The organism is Pseudomonas aphyarum, from assembly GCF_028657055.1.
Taxonomy (GTDB): domain Bacteria; phylum Pseudomonadota; class Gammaproteobacteria; order Pseudomonadales; family Pseudomonadaceae; genus Aquipseudomonas; species Aquipseudomonas aphyarum.
On record NZ_JAMDGS010000016.1, the window covers coordinates 152,832 to 172,808 of the forward strand.

Annotated in this window: 13 protein-coding genes; 8 read left to right on the plus strand and 5 right to left on the minus strand. The window is 62.4% G+C overall.

The window, feature by feature from the left end; translation table 11 throughout:
- The first annotated feature begins 7 nt into the window (after positions 1–7).
- Together M5G18_RS25025 and M5G18_RS25030 are read left to right on the plus strand one after the other, a co-directional pair.
- On the plus strand, positions 8–2,038 hold the full coding sequence (locus tag M5G18_RS25025) for a methyl-accepting chemotaxis protein (protein ID WP_273898348.1): 2,031 nt from the start codon (positions 8–10) through the stop codon (positions 2,036–2,038).
- Positions 2,039–2,192: 154 nt separating this feature from the next.
- Positions 2,193–2,582, plus strand: a complete 390-nt coding sequence (locus M5G18_RS25030; RefSeq protein WP_007953715.1) for a hypothetical protein — start codon at positions 2,193–2,195, stop codon at positions 2,580–2,582.
- Here the strand turns inward: M5G18_RS25030 and M5G18_RS25035 are convergent, their stop codons facing one another.
- Entirely contained in the window at positions 2,583–3,359 is a 777-nt protein-coding gene (locus M5G18_RS25035) for a TatD family hydrolase (RefSeq protein WP_273898349.1), read from the minus strand.
- Between the two features lie 3 nt (positions 3,360–3,362).
- On the minus strand, positions 3,363–4,358 hold the full coding sequence (gene cra, locus M5G18_RS25040) for a catabolite repressor/activator (RefSeq protein ID WP_085647662.1): 996 nt from the start codon (positions 4,356–4,358) through the stop codon (positions 3,363–3,365).
- Between the two features lie 306 nt (positions 4,359–4,664).
- On the opposite strand from cra, the gene ptsP reads away from it, so the two are divergent.
- Genes ptsP through M5G18_RS25060 form a run of 4 tightly spaced genes read left to right on the plus strand, consistent with a single transcriptional unit; the run spans position 4,665 to position 11,810 of the window.
- Positions 4,665–7,523: a phosphoenolpyruvate--protein phosphotransferase gene (gene ptsP, locus M5G18_RS25045; RefSeq protein WP_273898352.1), complete on the plus strand. Its 2,859-nt coding sequence runs from the start codon at positions 4,665–4,667 to the stop codon at positions 7,521–7,523.
- Positions 7,523–8,464: a 1-phosphofructokinase gene (pfkB, locus tag M5G18_RS25050; protein WP_273898353.1), complete on the plus strand. Its 942-nt coding sequence runs from the start codon at positions 7,523–7,525 to the stop codon at positions 8,462–8,464. Before ptsP ends, pfkB begins: the two co-directional genes overlap by 1 nt.
- Before the next feature lie 11 nt (positions 8,465–8,475).
- A complete protein-coding gene (locus M5G18_RS25055; RefSeq protein WP_273898354.1) occupies positions 8,476–10,209 on the plus strand; it encodes a PTS fructose-like transporter subunit IIB in 1,734 nt (577 codons plus the stop codon).
- Positions 10,210–10,268: 59 nt separating this feature from the next.
- Positions 10,269–11,810, plus strand: a complete 1,542-nt coding sequence (locus tag M5G18_RS25060; protein ID WP_273898355.1) for an alkaline phosphatase D family protein — start codon at positions 10,269–10,271, stop codon at positions 11,808–11,810.
- 54 nt (positions 11,811–11,864) lie between these two features.
- On the opposite strand, the gene M5G18_RS25065 is transcribed toward M5G18_RS25060, so the two are convergent.
- A complete protein-coding gene (locus M5G18_RS25065; protein ID WP_273898356.1) occupies positions 11,865–14,393 on the minus strand; it encodes a sulfite reductase flavoprotein subunit alpha in 2,529 nt (842 codons plus the stop codon).
- Between the two features lie 132 nt (positions 14,394–14,525).
- Complete coding sequence (locus M5G18_RS25070; protein ID WP_273898357.1) at positions 14,526–16,847, minus strand: TonB-dependent receptor; 2,322 nt, start codon at positions 16,845–16,847, stop codon at positions 14,526–14,528.
- 207 nt (positions 16,848–17,054) lie between these two features.
- Between M5G18_RS25070 and M5G18_RS25075 the strand changes: the two genes are divergently transcribed.
- On the plus strand, positions 17,055–17,735 hold the full coding sequence (locus M5G18_RS25075) for a Fe2+-dependent dioxygenase (protein ID WP_007953697.1): 681 nt from the start codon (positions 17,055–17,057) through the stop codon (positions 17,733–17,735).
- Positions 17,736–18,494: a tetratricopeptide repeat protein gene (locus M5G18_RS25080; protein WP_273898358.1), complete on the plus strand. Its 759-nt coding sequence runs from the start codon at positions 17,736–17,738 to the stop codon at positions 18,492–18,494.
- Positions 18,495–18,554: 60 nt separating this feature from the next.
- Here the strand turns inward: M5G18_RS25080 and M5G18_RS25085 are convergent, their stop codons facing one another.
- A complete protein-coding gene (locus tag M5G18_RS25085) occupies positions 18,555–19,718 on the minus strand; it encodes a type III PLP-dependent enzyme (protein WP_007953693.1) in 1,164 nt (387 codons plus the stop codon).
- Between the last annotated feature and the right edge of the window lie 259 nt (positions 19,719–19,977).

A 19,977-nucleotide genomic window follows, 5' to 3' on the forward strand; every position in this document is an offset into this window, starting at 1 on the left:
ACTTCCAGTGAAGAGCTTGCTCTATCCCGCCGTCTCGCTGATGAACCGCTTGAGCTTCGGCATGAAGTTCAGCCTGATCAGCGTGCTGTTCCTGGTGCCGATGCTGGTGACCAATTTTTATCTGGTGCGCGATTCCTATCGCGAATTCCAGGGCACCCGGGTGGAGCTACAGAGCCTCGACCTGCTGGGCAGCAGCCTGACCCTGCGCCGGGATCTCGAAACCCTCAACAATCTGGTGCAGATCAACGTCACTCTCGGCCAGTCCGGCAAGGCCGGCAATGTCGAGGCGCAGATCACCAGCCTTGAGAAAAACGTCCTGGCGCGCCTGCAAGGACTGACGCCCATGACCGAGGATCCGGAGCAGATCAAGTTCTTCGAGACCAAGCGCGATGAAATGATCGCTGCGTTCAAGAACCAGCAAGCGGAAAACTCCCTGCAAAGCAAAAGTGCGCTGATCGGCAAACTGCTGGGCAATGCGCAGATTTTCAGCCAGATCGTGGCCAGTCAGGCCGGACTGAGTCGCGACAATCAGGGCGACATTCGCCAGCTCAGTGAGCTGATCACCGCGACCACGCCGGCCGTCACCCAGGCCTTGGGCGAAGGTCGGGCGATGGGCTCGTATTCATTGGGCCAGGGTTTTCTCAACAGTTCGTCGAGCACCCGCTTCGACGAGTTGCTGGTGCAGATCGAAAAGCTTCAGGCCGAGTACGGCCTGAAATTGCAGGATGCGCTGGGCTCCAGCAAAGCCGCCCGAGATTCTCTGAGCTCTCCGGCGGATGCCAGCAAGGCGACGCTGAAACAGGCCAGCACCCTGATCGAAGAGCAAGTGGTGATGGCCGAAACGCTCGACGCCCCGTGGCAGGCGTTTTATGACCAGGTCACCGGGCTGATGGACCAGACCTATCAGCTCAACGACGCCACCCTGAAATTCCTCGACACCCAGTTGCAGCAGCGCCTGGGGCAAAACCGCACGCACATGGTGCTGCAAGCCGTGGCGCTGTCGGTGGTGTTTGTGCTGATTTTCTATCTCTACGGCGGCTTCTACGCGTCGACCCGCGCCACCCTGAAAAACCTCGGCGCCATGATGGATAAAGTCGCGGCGGGCGACATGACAGTGAATTTCCGCGCCAACAGCCGCGATGAGCTCGGCGAATTGGGCGAAGTGTTCAACGGTACGGTGAGGAAAATCCACGACCTGATCGAACGGGTCGGCCACACCGTTGGCGAGGTCGAGCGACAGGCGGGGCAAGTGGAAAACGTCTCGGCGCAAAGCAATCAGGCAGTCGCCGGGCAGCGCACGCAAATCGAGCAGGTGGCCACCGCGATGAACCAGATGTCGGCGACATCGCTGGAGGTGGCACGCAGTGCAGCGGCAGCGGTCAGCAGCGCCCACAGCGTGAACGACGAAACCATCAGTGGTCGCGGGTTGGTGGAATCGCAGCAGGGCAGCATCGCGGCACTGGCGAGCGAAATCGATCAGTCGGTGCTGGTGATTAACCAGTTGGCCAGCGACAGCCAGTCGATCAGCCGCGTTCTGGAAGTGATCAAGAGCATCGCCGAACAGACCAACCTGCTGGCGCTCAACGCCGCGATCGAGGCCGCGCGGGCCGGTGAGCAGGGGCGTGGTTTTGCCGTGGTCGCTGACGAAGTCCGCACGCTAGCCAAACGCACTCAGCAATCGACCGAAGAAATCGAGCAGATGATCGCCAAACTCCACGGTGGCGTCGGCGCGGCAGTGAAGGCCATGGGCGTCAGCCATCAGATGGCCAACGGCACGGTGGGGCAGTCGGAAAAGGTCCAGCAGGCGCTGGAAAACATCCTCGGCGCTGTCGGCATGATCGTCGACCAGAACCAGCAGATCGCCGCCGCCGTCGAACAACAGACCGCCGTCGCCCACGACATCGACCAGAACATCGTCGAGATCAACCGGGCCGGCGAGCGCACCGCCGAAGGTGCGCATCAGACCGAAGATGCCAGCCGCGCGTTGTCGGCGCAGGTGGTCGAGTTGAAGCAGTTGATCAGCGCGTTCCGGGTTTGAATTGACCTGCCTCCTGTGAGGCAGGTTTTTTCGGAATGGTTTGTAGTACTTTTTTGCTTACAACTGTAAGCAAAATCCTGTTTTCCTCCGGGGGCTGGTTTTTCGTCTTCAATGAACCAAGCTCAGTTCATTGACCACTTGGAGGAGATCGCACATGTCCGTCGCAACCCTGGGCGTCCAGGGCCGCTGCGCCCACTGCCAGACCACGCTGGTGCTTAAACCCTGGCAGCTCAACGCCATATCGATCCACGAAGCGTTCACCTGTGCGCACTGCCAGAAAAGCCTGGAGCTGCGCTGCCCGAAGCAGATCAAACGCTTTCGTTCGCTCGACTCACTCGGCCTGATGCGCGCCAGTGCGCTGGTGACGGTGTGCACCGCGTTGCTGGTGGCTTTGGTGATGGAATGGGTGGGGTTGCTCAGCGTCACCGAGCAGTTGAACGCATCGCTGATCGCGATTTTCGTGTACTTCGCGGTGATTCGTTATGCCCGGCAGCGCCAGCACCTGACCCTGATTCTCGACGCGGCCAAGGCCCACGCCGACTGACTACCAGCCGAACACGTCGCAGCTGTTGGCGGTACTGGCGGCGGCGAGTTGTTGCGCACTGATGTTCATCAACGCGGCCAGTGAATCGCAGATCGCCGGCAGATGCGTCGGCGTATTGCGAATGCCGGGGAACATGGCGGGCGCCATGTCCGGTGAGTCGGTTTCCAGCACCACCGAATCCAGCGGCAAATCGGCCAGCACCCGGTGCATGCGCAACGCCTGCGGCCAGGTCGGTGCACCCCCGAGGCCGAGTTTGAAACCGAGCTTGATGTATTCCCGCGCTTCTTCACGGCTGCCGGCGAACGCGTGGATGATCCCGGCGCGCTTGAGCTTGAAGCGTTTGAGCGTGGCAATCACCGCCGCATGGCTGCGCCGCACGTGGATCAGCGCCGGTAATTCGAAATCCGCCGCCAGTTGAAGTTGTGCCTCGAACAGTGCTTGCTGGCGTTCGCGGTCGAGGGTTTCGATGAAGTAATCCAGGCCGATTTCGCCGACCGCGCACAGCTGCCGATGACCCTTTAGCCGTGTCAGCCAGTCGCCCAACTCCAGTACATCTTCAGGCCGATGCTGATCGAGATAGACCGGGTGCAGACCGAAGGCCGCGTACAGATCGGCGTCGCTTTGCGCCAGATCCCACACCCGTTGCCAGTTACCCTCGTAGACCCCGAGCACCACCATTCGCCGCACCCCGAGGGCGCGGCTTTCGGTGAGCAGCGCCGTGCGATCGGCGTCGAAGTCGGGGAAGTCCAGATGGGTGTGGCTGTCGATCAGCTCCACGGCTCAGTCCCGGTGAATACGCTGCTTGAATGTGCGGGCAATGGCCTGCACGCCAGGCTGGTAGTCAGATTGCTCGACGGCTGCGAGTGCCAGTTCCAGCGCCTTGTCGGCGATCAACTGGTGCTGCTGGGCCATGGCGTTGACCGGCAGCGGCAGGAAGTCCAGCAACTGGGTGTCGCCGAATGTACCGAGGCGCAGCGGGCGGGATTTGAGCGGGAAGTCATGCAGCGCGTCGAACACGCCCTGCAACAACACGTAGGACGTGGTCACCAGCGCATCCGGTAAATGCCCGAGGCGTTGCAGGAGTTCTTCCATCAATTGCTTGCCGCACTCGCGGCTGAAGGATTCGGCGTGCTCGATCAGCACTTCGCCCTTGAACCCGGCAAGGGCCTGCTTGAACCCGGCCGCACGTTCCTGGCTGATGCTCAGTTCCGGACGGGCGCCCAACAGCACGATCTGTTTCGGCTGCGGGTCGAGCAGGCTTTCGGTCAGGTGCAGGCTGGCTTCGCGGTCGTCGCTGACCACCGAGCAGAAGTGTTCGGCATCCATCACCCGGTCGATGGCAATGATCGGCAAACCCTTGGCCTGCAACTGACGATAACTGTCGTCACCGGCCGGCAGACAACTGGCGACGATCAACGCATCGCAGCGTCGGGCGCGGAACAGTTGCAGCAGTTGCCGCTCGCTGTCCGGTGCATCGTCGGAGCTGGCGATCAGCAGCTGATAGCCCCGCGCACGGGCGCCTTGCTCCAGCAGTTTGGCGATCCGCGCGTAACTGGGGTTTTCCAGATCCGGCAGGATAAAACCCAGGGTCCGGGTGTGCCGACTGCGCAGCCCGGCCGCCTGTGGATTGGGGGTAAAGCCGTGCAGATCGACCACCGCCCGCACCCGCTCGACGGTGGCGGTGCTGATGCGTTGCTGTTCGGCCTTGCCGTTGATGACGTAGCTGGCGGTGGTCACGGACACTCCGGCCAACCGCGCGATATCACTGAGTTTCAACCCGGGATTTCCTTGTTTTTTCGAGCTTGCCGCGACATTTTCGCCAATCCTACCCGATTCAGGCAGGCGACCATTGTCTCAGCGCATCCGACAAGTTGGACTTCAAGGATGGGACATTATCGAGTAACGTGCCGATCAATCTAGATTAAACGTTTCAGCAAGCGTATTTTCTACGTTTTAGACGCCTTTGGCCGGTTCTGCCGTGAAACCGCCAAAACTGCCTCCTGAAAAGGATGGCTCACAGCGCCTAAGCTGCAACCATTCAAAACAATACCTGGCATTGAACAGTGCCAAAAAGGAGATCGCATGCTCGAGCTCACTGTAGAGCAGATATCCATGGGCCAGTCGGCTGTGGATAAACCCGCCGCTTTGCAATTGCTGGCCAGTCATCTGGTCGCCGATGGTCTGGTCGCCGACGGATACCTCGCCGGCCTGCAGGCCCGGGAGGCTCAGGGCTCGACCTTCCTCGGCCAAGGCATTGCGATCCCCCACGGCACACCCGAAACCCGCGATCAGGTGTTCGCCACCGGCGTGCGTCTGATGCAGTTTCCCGACGGCGTGGACTGGGGCGACGGCCAGATCGTTTATCTGGCCATCGGCATCGCCGCCAAATCCGACGAACACCTGCGATTGCTGCAATTGCTGACCCGCGCCCTCGGCGAGACCGATCTGGGCCAGGCCCTGCGCCGCGCGAGTTCGCCAGAAGCGCTGCTGAAACTGCTGCAAGGTGCGCCGCAAGAGCTGGCGCTGGATGCGCAGATGATTGGCCTCGGGGTTTCCGCCGACGATTTCGAAGAACTGGTCTGGCGCGGTGCGCGTCTGCTGCGTCAGGCCGATTGCGTGAGCAACGGTTTCGCCGGGGTGTTGCAGCAGGTCGAAGCGCTGCCGCTGGGCGATGGCCTGTGGTGGCTGCACAGCGAGCAGACCGTGAAGCGTCCGGGCCTGGCGTTCGTCACGCCGGACAAACCGATGCGCTACCTCGGCCAGCCGCTCAGCGGTCTGTTCTGTCTGGCCAGCCTCGGTGAAGCGCATCAGGCGTTGCTCGAGCGTTTGTGCGCGTTGCTGATCGAAGGTCGCGGCCATGAACTGGGCCGCGCCACCAGCAGCCGCAAAGTCCTCGAAGTGCTCGGCGGTGAGTTGCCGGCCGACTGGCCGAGCGCACGTATCGCACTGGCCAACGCCCATGGTCTGCACGCGCGGCCGGCGAAGATCCTTGCGCAACTGGCGAAGAATTTTGACGGCGAAATCCGTGTGCGCATCGTCGACGGTCAGGACAGCGCCGTATCGGTGAAAAGCCTGAGCAAACTGCTGAGCCTCGGCGCCCGTCGTGGCCAGGTGCTGGAAATCATCGCTGAACCGAGCATCGCCGCCGACGCGTTGCCGGCGTTGCTGGCCGCCATCGAAGAAGGCCTCGGCGAAGAAGTCGAGCCGCTGCCAGCAGTCAGTCAGCGCGAAGTGATCGCCGACATCGCCGAAGTCCTGAGCGCCCCGGCCTCCGGCAGCCTGCTGCAAGCGATTCCCGCCGCTCCCGGCATCGCCATCGGCCCGGCGCACATTCAAGTCCAGCAAACCATCGATTACCCGTTGCGTGGCGAGTCCGCCGCCATCGAGCGCGAGCGTCTCAAGCAAGCGCTGTCCGACGTGCGTCAGGACATTCAGGGCCTGATCGAACGCAGCAAGGCCAAGGCGATCCGCGAGATTTTCATCACCCACCAGGAAATGCTCGACGACCCGGAACTCACCGATGAAGTCGACACCCGCCTCAAGCAGGGCGAAAGCGCCGAAGCAGCCTGGATGGCCGTGATCGAGGCCGCCGCTAAACAACAGGAATCGTTGCAGGACGCCTTGCTCGCTGAACGCGCCGCCGACCTGCGCGACATTGGCCGCCGGGTGCTGGCGCAACTGTGTGGCGTGCAGACGCCCGCCGAGCCTGAGCAACCGTACATTCTGGTGATGGATGAGGTCGGCCCGTCCGACGTCGCGCGGCTGGATCCGGCACGGGTCGCGGGGATTCTCACCGCCCGTGGCGGCGCCACCGCGCACAGTGCAATCGTGGCACGCGCGCTGGGCATTCCGGCGCTGGTCGGCGCGGGCGCTGCGGTATTGCTGCTGAAACCGGGCACGCCGCTGCTGCTCGACGGCCAGCGCGGCCGCCTGCATGTGGACGCGGATGCCGCGACCCTGCAACGCGCCAGCGAAGAACGCGACACCCGCGAACAACGCCTGAAAGCCGCCGCCGAACAACGCCATCAACCGGCGCACACCACCGACGGCCACGCCGTGGAAGTGTTCGCCAACATCGGTGAAAGCGCCGGTGTGATCAGCGCGGTGGAGCAGGGCGCCGAAGGCATCGGTCTGTTGCGCACCGAACTGATTTTCATGGCTCATCCGCAGGCGCCGGACGAGGCGACTCAGGAAGCCGAATACCGCCGCGTCCTCGATGGCCTCGCCGGTCGGCCGCTGGTGGTCCGCACCCTCGATGTCGGTGGCGACAAACCGCTGCCGTATTGGCCGATCGCCAAGGAAGAAAACCCGTTCCTCGGCGTACGCGGCATTCGCCTGACCTTGCAGCGTCCGCAGATCATGGAAGCGCAGTTGCGCGCCTTGCTGCGCTCGGCGGACAACCGGCCATTGCGGATCATGTTCCCGATGGTCGGCAGCGTCGAAGAGTGGCGTCAGGCCCGCGACATGACCGAGCGTCTGCGCCTGGAAATCCCGGTTGCCGATCTGCAACTGGGGATCATGATCGAAGTGCCGTCCGCTGCGTTGCTCGCACCGGTGCTGGCCAAAGAAGTGGACTTCTTCAGCGTCGGCACCAACGACCTGACCCAATACACCCTGGCCATCGACCGTGGTCATCCGACCCTGTCCGCCCAGGCTGACGGCCTGCACCCGGCGGTGCTGCAACTGATCGACATCACCGTGCGCGCGGCCCATGCCCATGGCAAATGGGTCGGTGTGTGTGGCGAGCTGGCGGCTGATCCGCTGGCGGTGCCGGTGCTGGTCGGCCTCGGTGTGGATGAACTGAGCGTCTCCGGGCGCAGCATCGCCGAGGTCAAGGCGCGCATTCGTGAACTCAGCCTGACGCAATCAAAAAACCTTGCTCAACAAGCCCTGGCCGTGGGCAGCGCCAACGAAGTGCGCGCATTAGTGGAGGCCCTGTAATGGCCAAGATTCTCACCCTGACCCTCAACCCGGCGCTGGACCTCACGGTGCAATTACCACGTCTTGAGGCCGGTCAGGTCAACCGCAGCGACGAGATGCACACCCACGCCGCCGGCAAGGGCGTCAACGTCGCACAAGTGCTGGCCGACCTCGGTCATCAACTGACGGTCAGCGGCTTTCTCGGCGAAGACAATCTGCAGGCGTTCGAAAACCTGTTCGCCAAACGCGGTTTTACCGATGCGTTTATCCGGGTGCCCGGCGAGACCCGCAGCAATATCAAGGTCGCGGAACAGGACGGCCGCATCACCGACATCAACGGTCCGGGACCGGTGGTCGGCGCGGTGGCGCAACAGGCGTTGCTTGATCGACTGGTGCAGATCGCACCGGGGCATGACGCGGTGGTGGTCGCCGGCAGTTTGCCGCGCGGAGTCACTGCACAGTGGTTGCGCGAGCTGGTCGAGCGCTTGAAGGCGTTGGGTCTGAAAGTCGCCCTGGACACCAGCGGCGACGCCTTGCGCGCGGCGCTCAACGCCGGTCCGTGGCTGATCAAGCCGAACACCGAAGAACTGGCCGATGCGCTGGGCTGTGAAGTGGTGTCCCACGCGTCTCAGGCCGAGGCAGCCAATCGGCTGCACGCTCAGGGCATCGAGCATGTGGTGATCTCACACGGCGCCGACGGTGTGAACTGGTTCAGCGTCGGCTCGGCGTTGCATGCCACGCCGCCGAAGGTCAGTGTCGCCAGCACGGTCGGTGCCGGCGATTCGTTGCTGGCCGGCATGCTCCACGGTCTGCTCAGCGCCGACACGCCGGAACAAACCCTGCGCACGGCCACCGCAATTGCGGCGCAGGCGGTGACCCAGATCGGATTCGGTATTCACGACGCTGCGCAACTGACGCAGCTCGAACAGGGCGTGCGCGTGCGCCCCCTGACAGAACAATAAGAGGGTTTGTCATGAAGTTAGCCATTGTCACGGCCTGCCCGAACGGCATGGTCACCAGTGTGCTGTGCGCCCGGCTGCTGGATGCCGCGGCTCAGCGTCAGGGCTGGAGCACCAGCGTCGAAGTGGTGGATGCGGCGCACCCGGAACGCGAGTTGTCGGCGGCCACCATCGAGGCTGCCGAGTGGGTGTTGCTGGTGGCCACGGGACCTGTGGACATGACCCGGTTCATCGGCAAGAAAGTCTTTCGGATCGCGCCGGCGCAAGCCCTGCAGGATGTCGAAGACGTGCTGCGGCGTGGCGCGGTCGAGGCCGAGGTTTACGTCGCTGCCGAAACGTCGCCCGTGGTTGCCAGCGCTCAAGCGCCGCGTCTGGTCGCTGTCACCGCGTGCCCGACCGGCGTCGCCCACACCTTCATGGCCGCCGAAGCCTTGCAGCAAGCCGCCAAGCGTCTGGGCTTTGATCTGCAAGTCGAAACCCAGGGCTCGGTCGGCGCGCGAAATCCGCTGAGCGCGGCAGCCATCGCCGAGGCTGACGTGGTGCTGCTGGCGGCTGACATTGAAGTCGCCACCGAGCGTTTCGCCGGCAAGAAAATCTACCGCTGCGGCACCGGGATTGCGTTGAAGCAGTCCGAAGCCACCCTGAAAAAAGCCCTGGCCGAAGGCAAGCAGGAGAGTGCAGCGAGCGACGGCAAGGCCCCGGCCAAACAGGAGAAAAGCGGCGTCTACAAACACCTGCTGACTGGCGTTTCTTTCATGCTGCCAATGGTGGTGGCGGGCGGTCTGATGATCGCCTTGTCGTTCGTGTTCGGCATCACCGCGTTCAAGGAAGAGGGCACGCTGGCGGCGGCGCTGATGCAGATCGGTGGCGAAACCGCGTTCAAATTGATGGTGCCGCTGCTGGCCGGTTACATCGCCTGGTCGATTGCCGACCGTCCCGGACTCGCGCCGGGCATGATCGGCGGTTTGCTGGCGAGCACCCTGGGCGCCGGCTTCATCGGCGGGATTGTCGCCGGGTTTATCGCAGGCTATGCGGCCAAGGCGATCAGTCGGTACGTGGCGCTGCCGCAAAGTCTGGAAGCGCTGAAGCCGATTCTGATCATCCCGTTGTTCGCCAGTCTGTTCACCGGGCTGGTGATGATTTACGTGGTGGGTAAACCGGTGGCCGGGATGCTTGCGGCGCTGACGCATTTCCTCGACAGCATGGGCACCACCAACGCGATCCTGCTCGGTGTGCTGCTGGGCGGCATGATGTGCGTCGACCTCGGCGGGCCGATCAACAAGGCCGCGTATGCGTTCTCGGTGGGGCTGCTGGCCTCGCAGAGTTATGCACCGATGGCCGCGACCATGGCCGCCGGCATGGTGCCGCCGATTGGTCTGGGCATCGCCACGTTCATCGCCCGGCGCAAGTTCGCCCAGACTGAACGCGAAGCGGGTAAAGCGGCGCTGGTGCTCGGGTTGTGCTTCATCTCCGAAGGTGCGATTCCGTTTGCTGCGAAGGATCCGCTGCGAGTGATCCCGGCAAGCATTGCCGGCGGTGCGCTGACCGGTGCGTTGTCGATGTACTTCGGCTGCAAACTGATGGCGCCCCACGGTGGGCTGTTCGTGCTGGCGATTCCGAATGCGATCAACCATGCGTTGCTGTATCTGCTGGCGATTGTCGCGGGCAGCCTGCTGACCGCGGTGGTGTATGCGCTGGTCAAGCGGCCGGAGGCCGTGGAACTGGCGCTGGAGCCCGCGAAGGCGTGAGGTGTCACACCCCTTTCATCTAGCGGTGCTTAAGTTTTCCTTTTTTCAGGGAGAACACCATGAGCGATTTCAATCCCGGTCGCCGGCGCGTGATGCAAGCCGTCGGCGCCGGACTGCTGATGCCGGGGCTGGCCCCGGCCGTCATCGCCTCGGTCAAGGATCGACCGCAACTGACTGACGGCGTGCAATCCGGCGACTTGCAGGGCGACCGCGCGATGATCTGGAGCCGCGCCGACCGCCCGGCGCAGATGGTGGTGGAGTGGGACACCCGCAGCCAGTTCCGCCATCCGCACCGGGTCATTTCCGCGCTGGCCGATGCCCGCAGCGATTTCACCGCCCGCGTAGAACTCACCGGGCTGCCCGCCGATCAGGCAATTTTCTACCGCGTGTATTTCAAGGACGCCCGCACCGGCGTCGCCAGCGAACCGTGGCTTGGCCATTTGCGCAGTGCGCCGACGGCGCGGCGCAATATCCGCTTCGTGTGGAGCGGCGACACCGTCGGCCAGGGCTTCGGCATCAACCCCGATATCGGCGGCATGCGCATCTATGAAGCCATGCGCATGCGCTTGCCGGACTTCTTTATCCACAGCGGCGACACCATCTACGCCGACGGCCCGGTGCCGGCGCAACTGACCACGGAAGGTGGCCGGATCTGGCGCAACCTCACCACCGAAGCCAAGAGCAAGGTCGCCCAGACCCTCGACGATTATCGCGGCAATTACCGCTACAACCTGATGGACGAAAACGTCCGTCGCTTCAACGCCGAAGTGCCGCAGATCTGGCAGTGGGACGACCATGAAGTGGTCAACAACTGGTCGCCGGGCAAGCAGCTCGACGAGCGTTATCAGGAAAAAAATATCCACACCCTGGTCGGTCGTGCGCGTCAGGCCTGGCTCGAATATTCGCCGATGCGCCGTCAGGCAGCGGACGGTGGTGGGCGGATCTATCGCAAGCTGAGTTACGGGCCGATGCTCGATGTGTTCGTACTCGACATGCGCAGTTATCGCGGGGCCAACGACGACAATCTCGGGGCGGAAAAACCGTTCCTCGGGCGCGAGCAATTGAACTGGCTCAAGCGTGGATTGAAGGCCTCGAAAGCCCAGTGGAAAGTCATCGCCGCCGACATGCCGATCGGTCTCGGCGTGCCGGATGGCGAGGTCAGTCCCGGTGTTGCGCGCTGGGAAGCGGTGGCCAACGGCGAGCCCGGCCCGGCGCAGGGACGTGAGCTGGAAATCGCCGAGCTGCTGGGCTTTTTGCGCGCGCAGCAGGTGCGCAATTTCGTGTTCCTGACGGCGGACGTGCATTACTGCGCGGCGCATCACTACCACCCGGATCGCGCGGCGTTCCAGGATTTCGAACCGTTCTGGGAGTTTGTCGCAGGGCCGCTGAACGCCGGCAGTTTCGGGCCCAATCCGCTGGACAAGACCTTTGGCCCGCAAGTGGTGTTCGAGAAGGCGCCGGCGGTGCAGAACGCCTCGCCGTTTGCCGGATTTCAGTTTTTCGGTGAGGTGAACATTGACGGGCAGAGCGGGGAGATGAGCGTGGTGTTGCGGGATCTGGAGGGTGTTGCGGTGTTCGAGCAGAAGCTGCAGCCAGTCTGAATCCAGTGCAGAACCTGTGGGAGCAAGGTTGCTCCCACAGTGACCTAAGGTGAATCAGTAAACGTCGCGGCGATAGCGACCCTGTTCGATCAGGCGTTCGACTTCGGCAGCGCCCAGCACTTCATTGAGTACCTGATCCACCCCTGACGCCATGCCTTGAAGGCTGCCGCAGATGTAGATCACCGCACCGTCCGCCAGCCATTTCTTCAATTCACCGGCCGATTCGCGCAGGCGATCCTGCACGTAAATCTTCTCGGCCTGATCCCGCGAGAACGCCAGATCGAGGCGTTCCAGATCGCCATTGATCAACCACTCTTCCAGCTCTGCACGACAGAGGAAATCGTGCTCGCGATTGCGCTCGCCAAACAGCAACCAGTGACGCTGCTGATTGTCGGCGATCCGCGCCTTGAGCAAGCTGCGCAGCCCGGCAAGGCCGGTGCCGTTGCCCAGCAGGATCATCGGCACCGAAGCGTTCGGTAGATGGAAACCGCTGTTACGGCGAACCCGCAGGCTGATGCTGCCGCCGACCGGAGCATGCTCGGTCAGCCAGCCGGAACCGATGCCCAGGCTGCCGTCGGTATGCTGTTCCTGACGCACGATCAGCTCCAGCACGCCGTCGGCGGCAATCGAGGCGATCGAGTATTCGCGCATCGCCAGCGGCACCATCGCATCGACCAGCGCCTGAGCGTGCAGGCCGACCAGATGCGCGCGGTGCTCGGGCAACTGGCGAGTGGCGAGGGCGACTTCCAGCGACTCTTCCAGGCCGTTGACCTTCACGCTGGTCTCGCCACGGATGCCGAGGCCGTCGAGGAAATGCTCGATCGCCCACGGGCAGTTGCGCGGCAGCACTTCCACCAGATCGCCGGCCAGCCAGCTGCGGGAGGTCGGCGCGGTCAGGCCGAGCAGGAAGACCGGAGAGCCGCTGCTGTCCGGGTTCATCAGCTCGCGGCGCACCAGCGTCCAGTTTTCGTAGCTCGGTGCTTGCCAGGTGTCGACCGGCGCTTGCCCGGTGATCAGCCCGAGCTGGGTCTGCCAGTGACGCAGGGCGTAAGGATCGCCGCTGTCGACTTCCACCGGGGCGAACAGGGTTTTGCCGCCGTGCTCGCCCAGCCATTGATGCAGGCGCCGGGCGAAACCGCAGAAGTGCTGATACTGACGGTCGCCGAGGCCGAGCACCGCGTAGTTGAGGCTGTCGAGGGTCGAGGCGTTCTTCAATACCTTGCGCTCGAAACCGCGAGCGCTGTCCGGCGCTTCGCCGTCGCCGAACGTACTGACCACGAACAGCGCGTTGTTCGATTCGCGCAGATCCTGCTCGCTGACATTCGCCAGCGGCTGCACCTTCACCGGCAACCCTGCCGCCTGCAACTGGCCGGCGGTCTGCCAGGCGAGTTGCTCGGCAAAACCGCTCTGGCTGGCGAAACCGATCAGCCACGCCGGTGTATCGCCGGCCGGTTGGTCGAGGCCTTTGCGGGTATCCTTGATCTGCTTTTTCTTGCGCCGACGATCCAGGTACAGCAGCCAGCCGGTGATGAAGAACAGCGGCATCAACACCGCCGCGACGGTGACGATGATCCGCCCGACCAGGCCGAAATAGCTGCCGACGTGCAGCGCGTAAATGCTGGTCAGCAACTGCGCCTTGAAGCTTTTGTCGGCGTAGCGGTCGACGCGTTTGACGACGCCGGTGGCCGGGTCGAGGGTGATCTGGTTCAGCGCGCGGTCATGGGGCGAGCTGTCGAGCAGATAGAACACGGTCGCCGGTTGGCCGGCCACTGGCGGCATGCGGATGTTGTAGGAGGCGAGGCCTGGACCAGCGGCGCTGTAGATGCTGACCCACATCGCGGCGTAATCGGCAGTCGGCGCCGGACCTTCCGGGGCAGGGCCACGACCGCCGCGCACGCGCTCGTTTTGCGGCGCGTCGGAAAGCAATTTGGTCAGGCCTTTGTTGTACCACTCGTACGACCAGGACAGTCCGGTCAGTGCCAGCAGCAGGTAAACCAGCATGCACCAGGTGCCGAACACCGAGTGCAGATCCCAGTTGAAGCTGCGGCCCTTTTTCTTCCAGTCGAGGGTCAGCCACACGCGCCAGCTGTTCCACTGGCGTGGCCAGCGCAGGTACAGGCCGGACAGGCAGAAGAACAGCAGCATCAGGGTGCAGGCACCGGTGATGTTGCGACCGGTATCGCCCATGGCGAGGAACCGGTGCAGCTGCAGCATCAGGCCGAAGAAATCCTGACCCGTGGCGTCGCCCTTGAACTCGGCGGTATAGGGATCGAAGTAGCGCATCTCGCCCCGGCGCTCGCCTTTGGGCGGGGTGAACCAGACGCGGCCGGCGCTGCCGCTTTCGGTCTCGACCGAAAGCATCGAGACTTTCTTGCCCGAGGCCGCTTCGATCTGCGCCACCAGGTCGGCGGGCGGCAGGACGCCGGCGACCTGTTTCTCGACCTGCAACACGGTTGGGTTCAGGGCTTTGAGAATTTCGTCCTGAAACGAATAGGCAGCGCCGGTGATGCCCATCAGGGCCAGCACCAGCCCGGCAGTGATGCCAAAAAACCAGTGCAACTGGAACAGGGTTTTCTTCAACACGTCGCTTGCCTTGTCCGTTCGGAAATTGTGTTCACGGCGTGCATTATGCCGTGGCTTATCGAGAAACGTTCTTTATTACGCACAAAAGCCCCGCTCAAATGAATGAACGGGGCTCGGTACTTCCCTCTTCGATCAGAAGTGGAAGTTGGTGCTCAGCAATGCCGTACGGCCCGCCGCCTGGTTGGCGAAGTGAGTCGAGAAGGCCTTGTCGTAGTAGGTCTCGTTGGTCAGGTTCTGCACGTTCAGTTGCAGGTCGACGTTCTTGCTCAGCTTGTACGCCGCCATCGCGTCGTAGCGAACGTAGGAATCGACCATGGTGGTGTTGGCCACGCTGCCGAACACGTCATCCACGTAGAACGCACCGCCACCGATGGTCAGCTTCGGCGTGACCTGGTAAGTGGTCCACAGGCTGGCGCTGTTTTTCGGCGTATTAGGCAGCTCGTTACCGTTGTTGGCCTTGTTGGCCGGCAGGTCACCACCGTCCACTTGCTCGCTGTCCATGTAGGCGTAACCGGCGAACACTTGCCACTTGTCGGTGATCTTGCCGCTGGCGGACAACTCGATACCTTGTACACGAGTCTTGCCGGCGTTTTCGTACGAGGTGGTATCAACCTGGACACGCGCGTTTTCTTTCTCGGTGCGGAAGATGTCGGCGGTCAGCGACAGGCGATCGTTCAGCAGATCCCACTTGGTACCGATTTCGTAGTTCTTGGTGGTTTCCGGCTCCATGTCGCTCTTGAGCAGATTGCCGTTGCGATCCGGCGTGCCGCCCAGCGGGTTGCCTTCCATGCCTTCGCCCAGGGTGTTGCCCGGCGGTGTGGCGGAAGTTGCGTAGGACGCATAGATGCTGCCGTTCTCTGCCGGTTTGTAGACGACGCCGAACTGGCCGGTGACGAACTCGCTGGTGTCCGAACCCTTGGAGGTGGTGCGGCCAGCGTTGGTGTACGTCTTGTAGCCGGTTTCGAAGTGGTCGTAACGCAGGCCCATGTTCACCAGCCATTGCTCGGACAGCTCCAGGGTGTCGAACGCATACAGCGCGTAGGTATCGGACTGGGTGTCGGTGCCGGCGTAGTTGCGCGAAATGGCGCCGTTCCACGGATCGTTCGGGGTCGGGTTCGACAGCGAGGTGCAGTTGTAGCCGCTGGCGGCGCCGATCAGGCCCGGGTTGCAGTTGGTGGTCACGGCCGAGGTGCGCGGCGTGGTGTCGGTGTTGACGTTGTACGAGGATTTGCTGCTTTCCTCACGGGTGTATTCGACACCGGTGGAGAAGCTGTTCTTGAAGCCGGCCACGTAGAAGTTGCCGAACAGGTCGGTCTGGTTGGTGGTGGTCTCGGTGTTGCTCACACGAGTGTTCGCACGACGCCAGACGCTGCCGTTGTTCACGTTGCCTTTGCTGTCGTCCGGCTGGGTCAGGATGTAATCCTGCATGCTGGTGCCGTGACGCAGGGTGTTCTTGATCGTCAGCGAGTCGCTCAGGTCATGCTCGATGGCGAAGGTCGCGGTGTCGGTGCGGCCCTTGCGGAAGTCGCGGTCCAGACCGTAGAAGTTGCTGTGATCGCCGCCGGCGTACGGCTTGTCCGGGTTGGACTTGGTGCGCGCCGCCGAGCCACCGGCAGGAATCGTGTAAGGGATGCCCGAATCCGGTGTGTCATTGCTTTCGAGATGGTAGTAATCGAGGTTGACGCGGGTGTCGGTGCCCAGGCCAAAGGCCAGGGACGGCGCGATGCCCCAACGGTCGTAATCGACCTTGTCGCGACCGGCGACGTTGCTCTCGTGGCTCATCAGGTTCAGACGGCCGGCAGCGGTGTCGCTGAACTGGTAGTTGCCATCCATCGTGTAACGCTGGGTCTGGTCGGAGCCCCAGGTGAAGCCACCGTCGAACGAGTTGCCCAGGTGGGCTTTCTTGCTCACCAGGTTGATGCTGCCGCCAGCTGCGCCGCGACCGCCGATGGCGGAGTTCGGGCCCTTGCTGACTTCGATGTTTTCCACGGCGAAGATTTCGCGGCTCTGGGAGCCGGTGTCGCGTACACCGTCGAGGTAGGTGTCGCCCTGGGCGTCGAAGCCGCGGATGAACGGGCGGTCGCCCTGCGGGTTGCCGCCTTCACCGGCACCGAAGGTGATGCCCGGTACGGTGCGCAGCGCGTCCTGCATGTTCAGGGCGCCGGTGTCTTTCAGGACTTGTTGCGGGATAACGGTGACCGAACGCGGCGTGTCGACCAGCGGCGCGGTGTACTTGGGCGAGGAGGCTTTCTCGACCTGGTAGGACGTCGAGTCCTGGGCTTCGCCGGTGATGGCGGTGGCGTCCAGGGCGATGGCATTGCCGGTGGCTTTGCTGTCGGTTTTTTCGGCGGCGAACACCATGTGGCCTGCGGAGCCGGCGGTGATTGCCACGCCGATGGCGGAAGCGAGCAGACGTGGTGAACTGACCGGTAATTGTGCTTGTTGACGTGCCATTTTTATTCCCCTCCCCAAGGATTTGAGGCGGCGGAATATAGGGTAAACAGGTATTCGTATCAATTGCGAAACATTGTTATTCGCACTGAATTTACATTCTTTACAATTTAACCTTACGGTTTTTGCCAGTTCATTCGTCTAGCGGGTTTTACACGGCCAATAAGAATCAATACCATTGCCGCCTCTTTGCCATCAGGTGACATTGCCATGCTGCTGCACATCCCCGGGCTGTTCGCGAAAGAAGAAGTGCAGCGCATCCGCGAGGCTCTGGAACAGGCCGACTGGGCCGATGGCAAGATCACCGCCGGTTATCAATCGGCCAAGGCCAAGCACAATCTGCAACTGCCGGAAGGCCATCCGCTGGCCAAGGAAATCGGTGCCGCGATGCTTGAGCGCCTGTGGAAAAATCCGCTGTTCATGTCGGCCGCGCTGCCGCACAAAGTATTTCCGCCGTTACTCAACTGCTACACGGCGGGCGGCAGTTTCGATTTCCACATCGACAACGCGGTGCGCCAGCCAAAGGGCAGCATCGAGCGCGTACGTACGGATCTGTCGGCCACGCTGTTTTTCAGCGAGCCGGAGGACTACGACGGCGGCGAGCTGGAAATCCAGGACACCTTCGGCACCCAACGGGTGAAACTGCCCGCCGGCGACATGGTGCTGTACCCCGGCACCAGCCTGCACAAGGTCAACGCAGTCACCCGCGGCGCGCGTTATGCCTCGTTCTTCTGGACCCAGAGTCTGGTGCGCGAAGACAGCCAGCGTGCCTTGCTGTTCGAGATGGACGGTGCGATCCAGCAACTCACCCACGACATGCCCGATCACCCTTCGCTGATCCGCCTCACCGGCACCTATCACAACCTGTTGCGTCGCTGGGTCGAGGTGTAAGTGGCGGACTTTCGGTTACGTCGCGAAGAAGTCCTCGACGGCGAACGTCTCACGGCGATGCTCGAAGAAAGTCCGGCCCGCGCGGCTCAGGCAATTCTGCTGGCGGCGGGTGAGGGCGTGCTGGAAGCACAGGCGCTGCTTGGGCAGATCCTGCTCGATGGTCACGGGATTGCTCAGGATCAGCCGCTGGCATTGCGCTGGTTTGAAATCGCCGCAGGGCAAGGTCATTTGATGGCGCGCAATATGCTCGGCCGCTGCCATGAACACGGATGGGGATGTCCGGTCGATGCCGGCAACGCCGTAAAACATTATCGAATTGCCGCCGATGCCGGGCTGGACTGGGCGATGTACAACCTCGCCAATCTGCTCGCGACCGGGCGCGGTGTCGTTGTCGATCATCTTCAGGCCATGGCGTTGTATCAACGCGCGGCCGAGGCCGGTCATGCCAAGTCGATGAACCTGCTCGGACGTTATCTCGAAGAGGGGCAAGTGTGCCCGGCGAATCCGGCAGCGGCCCATGACTGGTATCGACGTTCGGCCGAGGGCGGGGACTTTCGCGGGCAGTTCAGCTACGCGGCGGTGCTGGCGGCTGAGGGGCGAATTGATGACGCGATTGTCTGGCTTGAGAAAGCGCTGGCCGGCGGCAACCTGAATTTCCTGCGAGTGGCCAGCCAGACGTTGGCAAGCGCAACCGATCCGAGAATCCAGGCACTGGCGCAGGCCTATGCTCACCGTTGCGCCGAGTTTCAGAACACCTGAATCGCAGCCACAAAAAAGCCCATGACACGTCATGGGCTTTTTGCATTACGCCAGCATTGCTTACACGTAGAACGACTTCAGCGGCGGGAAGCCGTTGAACTCTACGGCGCTGTAACTGGTGGTGTACGCACCGGTCGACAGCCAGTACAGACGATCACCGATCGCCAGGTTCAGCGGCAGGCCGTACTTGTAGTTTTCGTACATGATGTCGGCGCTGTCGCAGGTCGGGCCGGCGATCACGACTTCTTCCATCTCGCCTTTCTTCTCGGTCCAGATCGGGAACTTGATCGCTTCGTCCATGGTTTCGATCAGGCCGGAGAACTTGCCCACATCGGTATAAACCCAGCGCTCCACGGCGGTACGGGATTTACGCGCGACCAGCACCACTTCGCTGACCAGGATACCGGCGTTGGCGATCAGCGAACGGCCCGGTTCCAGAATGATTTCCGGCAGGTCATCACCGAAGTCTTCTTTCAGGAAGCGGATGATTTCTTCGGCGTAGGTTTCCAGGCTGTTGGTGCGGGTGATGTAGTTGGCCGGGAAGCCACCGCCCATGTTGATCAGCTTCAGGTGGATGCCGTCTTCTTCTTTCAGACGTTCGAAGATCACTTTGACCTTGGCGATCGCCGCGTCCCAGACGCTGATGTCGCGCTGTTGCGAACCGACGTGGAACGAGATGCCGTAAGGCACCAGGCCCAGGTCACGGGCGAGGATCAGCAGGTCCATGGCCATGTCGGTCTGGCAGCCGAACTTGCGCGACAGTGGCCAGTCAGCCGTGGTCGAGCCTTCGGTCAAGATGCGCACATAGACTTTGGCGCCCGGTGCGGCCTTGGCGATGTTGCGCAGGTCGGCTTCCGAGTCAGTGGCGAACAGACGCACGCCCTTCTCATAGAAGTAGCGAATGTCCTTGGATTTCTTGATGGTGTTGCCGTAGCTGATCTGGTCCGCGCTGACGCCGCGGCTCAGCACTTTGTCCAGCTCATAGATCGAGGCGATGTCGAAGCTCGAGCCTTTCTCTTTGAGCAGGTCGATGATCTCGACGGCCGGGTTGGCCTTGACCGCGTAGTAGACCTTGGCGAATTCGAAACCGGCGCGCAGGTCGTCATAGGCCTGGGCGATCATCGCGGTGTCGATCACCACGAAAGGGGTTTCCTGTTTGTCGGCGAACGCCTTCATTTTCTGAAAGGTTTCGCGCGCGAAATAGTCTTCGACCTGGATCGACATGCTGGGAACTCTCCTACTGGCAAACAAAGTTAATCAATGGGTGCAAATGAACGTCCTCCGTATCCCCACTTTGGTTCGCCTACTTCCCAAGGCATGTCGCCGAAAGCAAAAAGGCCATGGGAAATGAAGCTTTCTTTCCCTTGGCCTTGCTGTCTCGTCGTCAGTACTTGAGCCGGATGGATCGTTTCCAGCATGGACGTTCGGCGCGAACTTTAGGGCGTGAGGGGCCTGAGATCAACTAAAAATGTCGCGTTTTTGC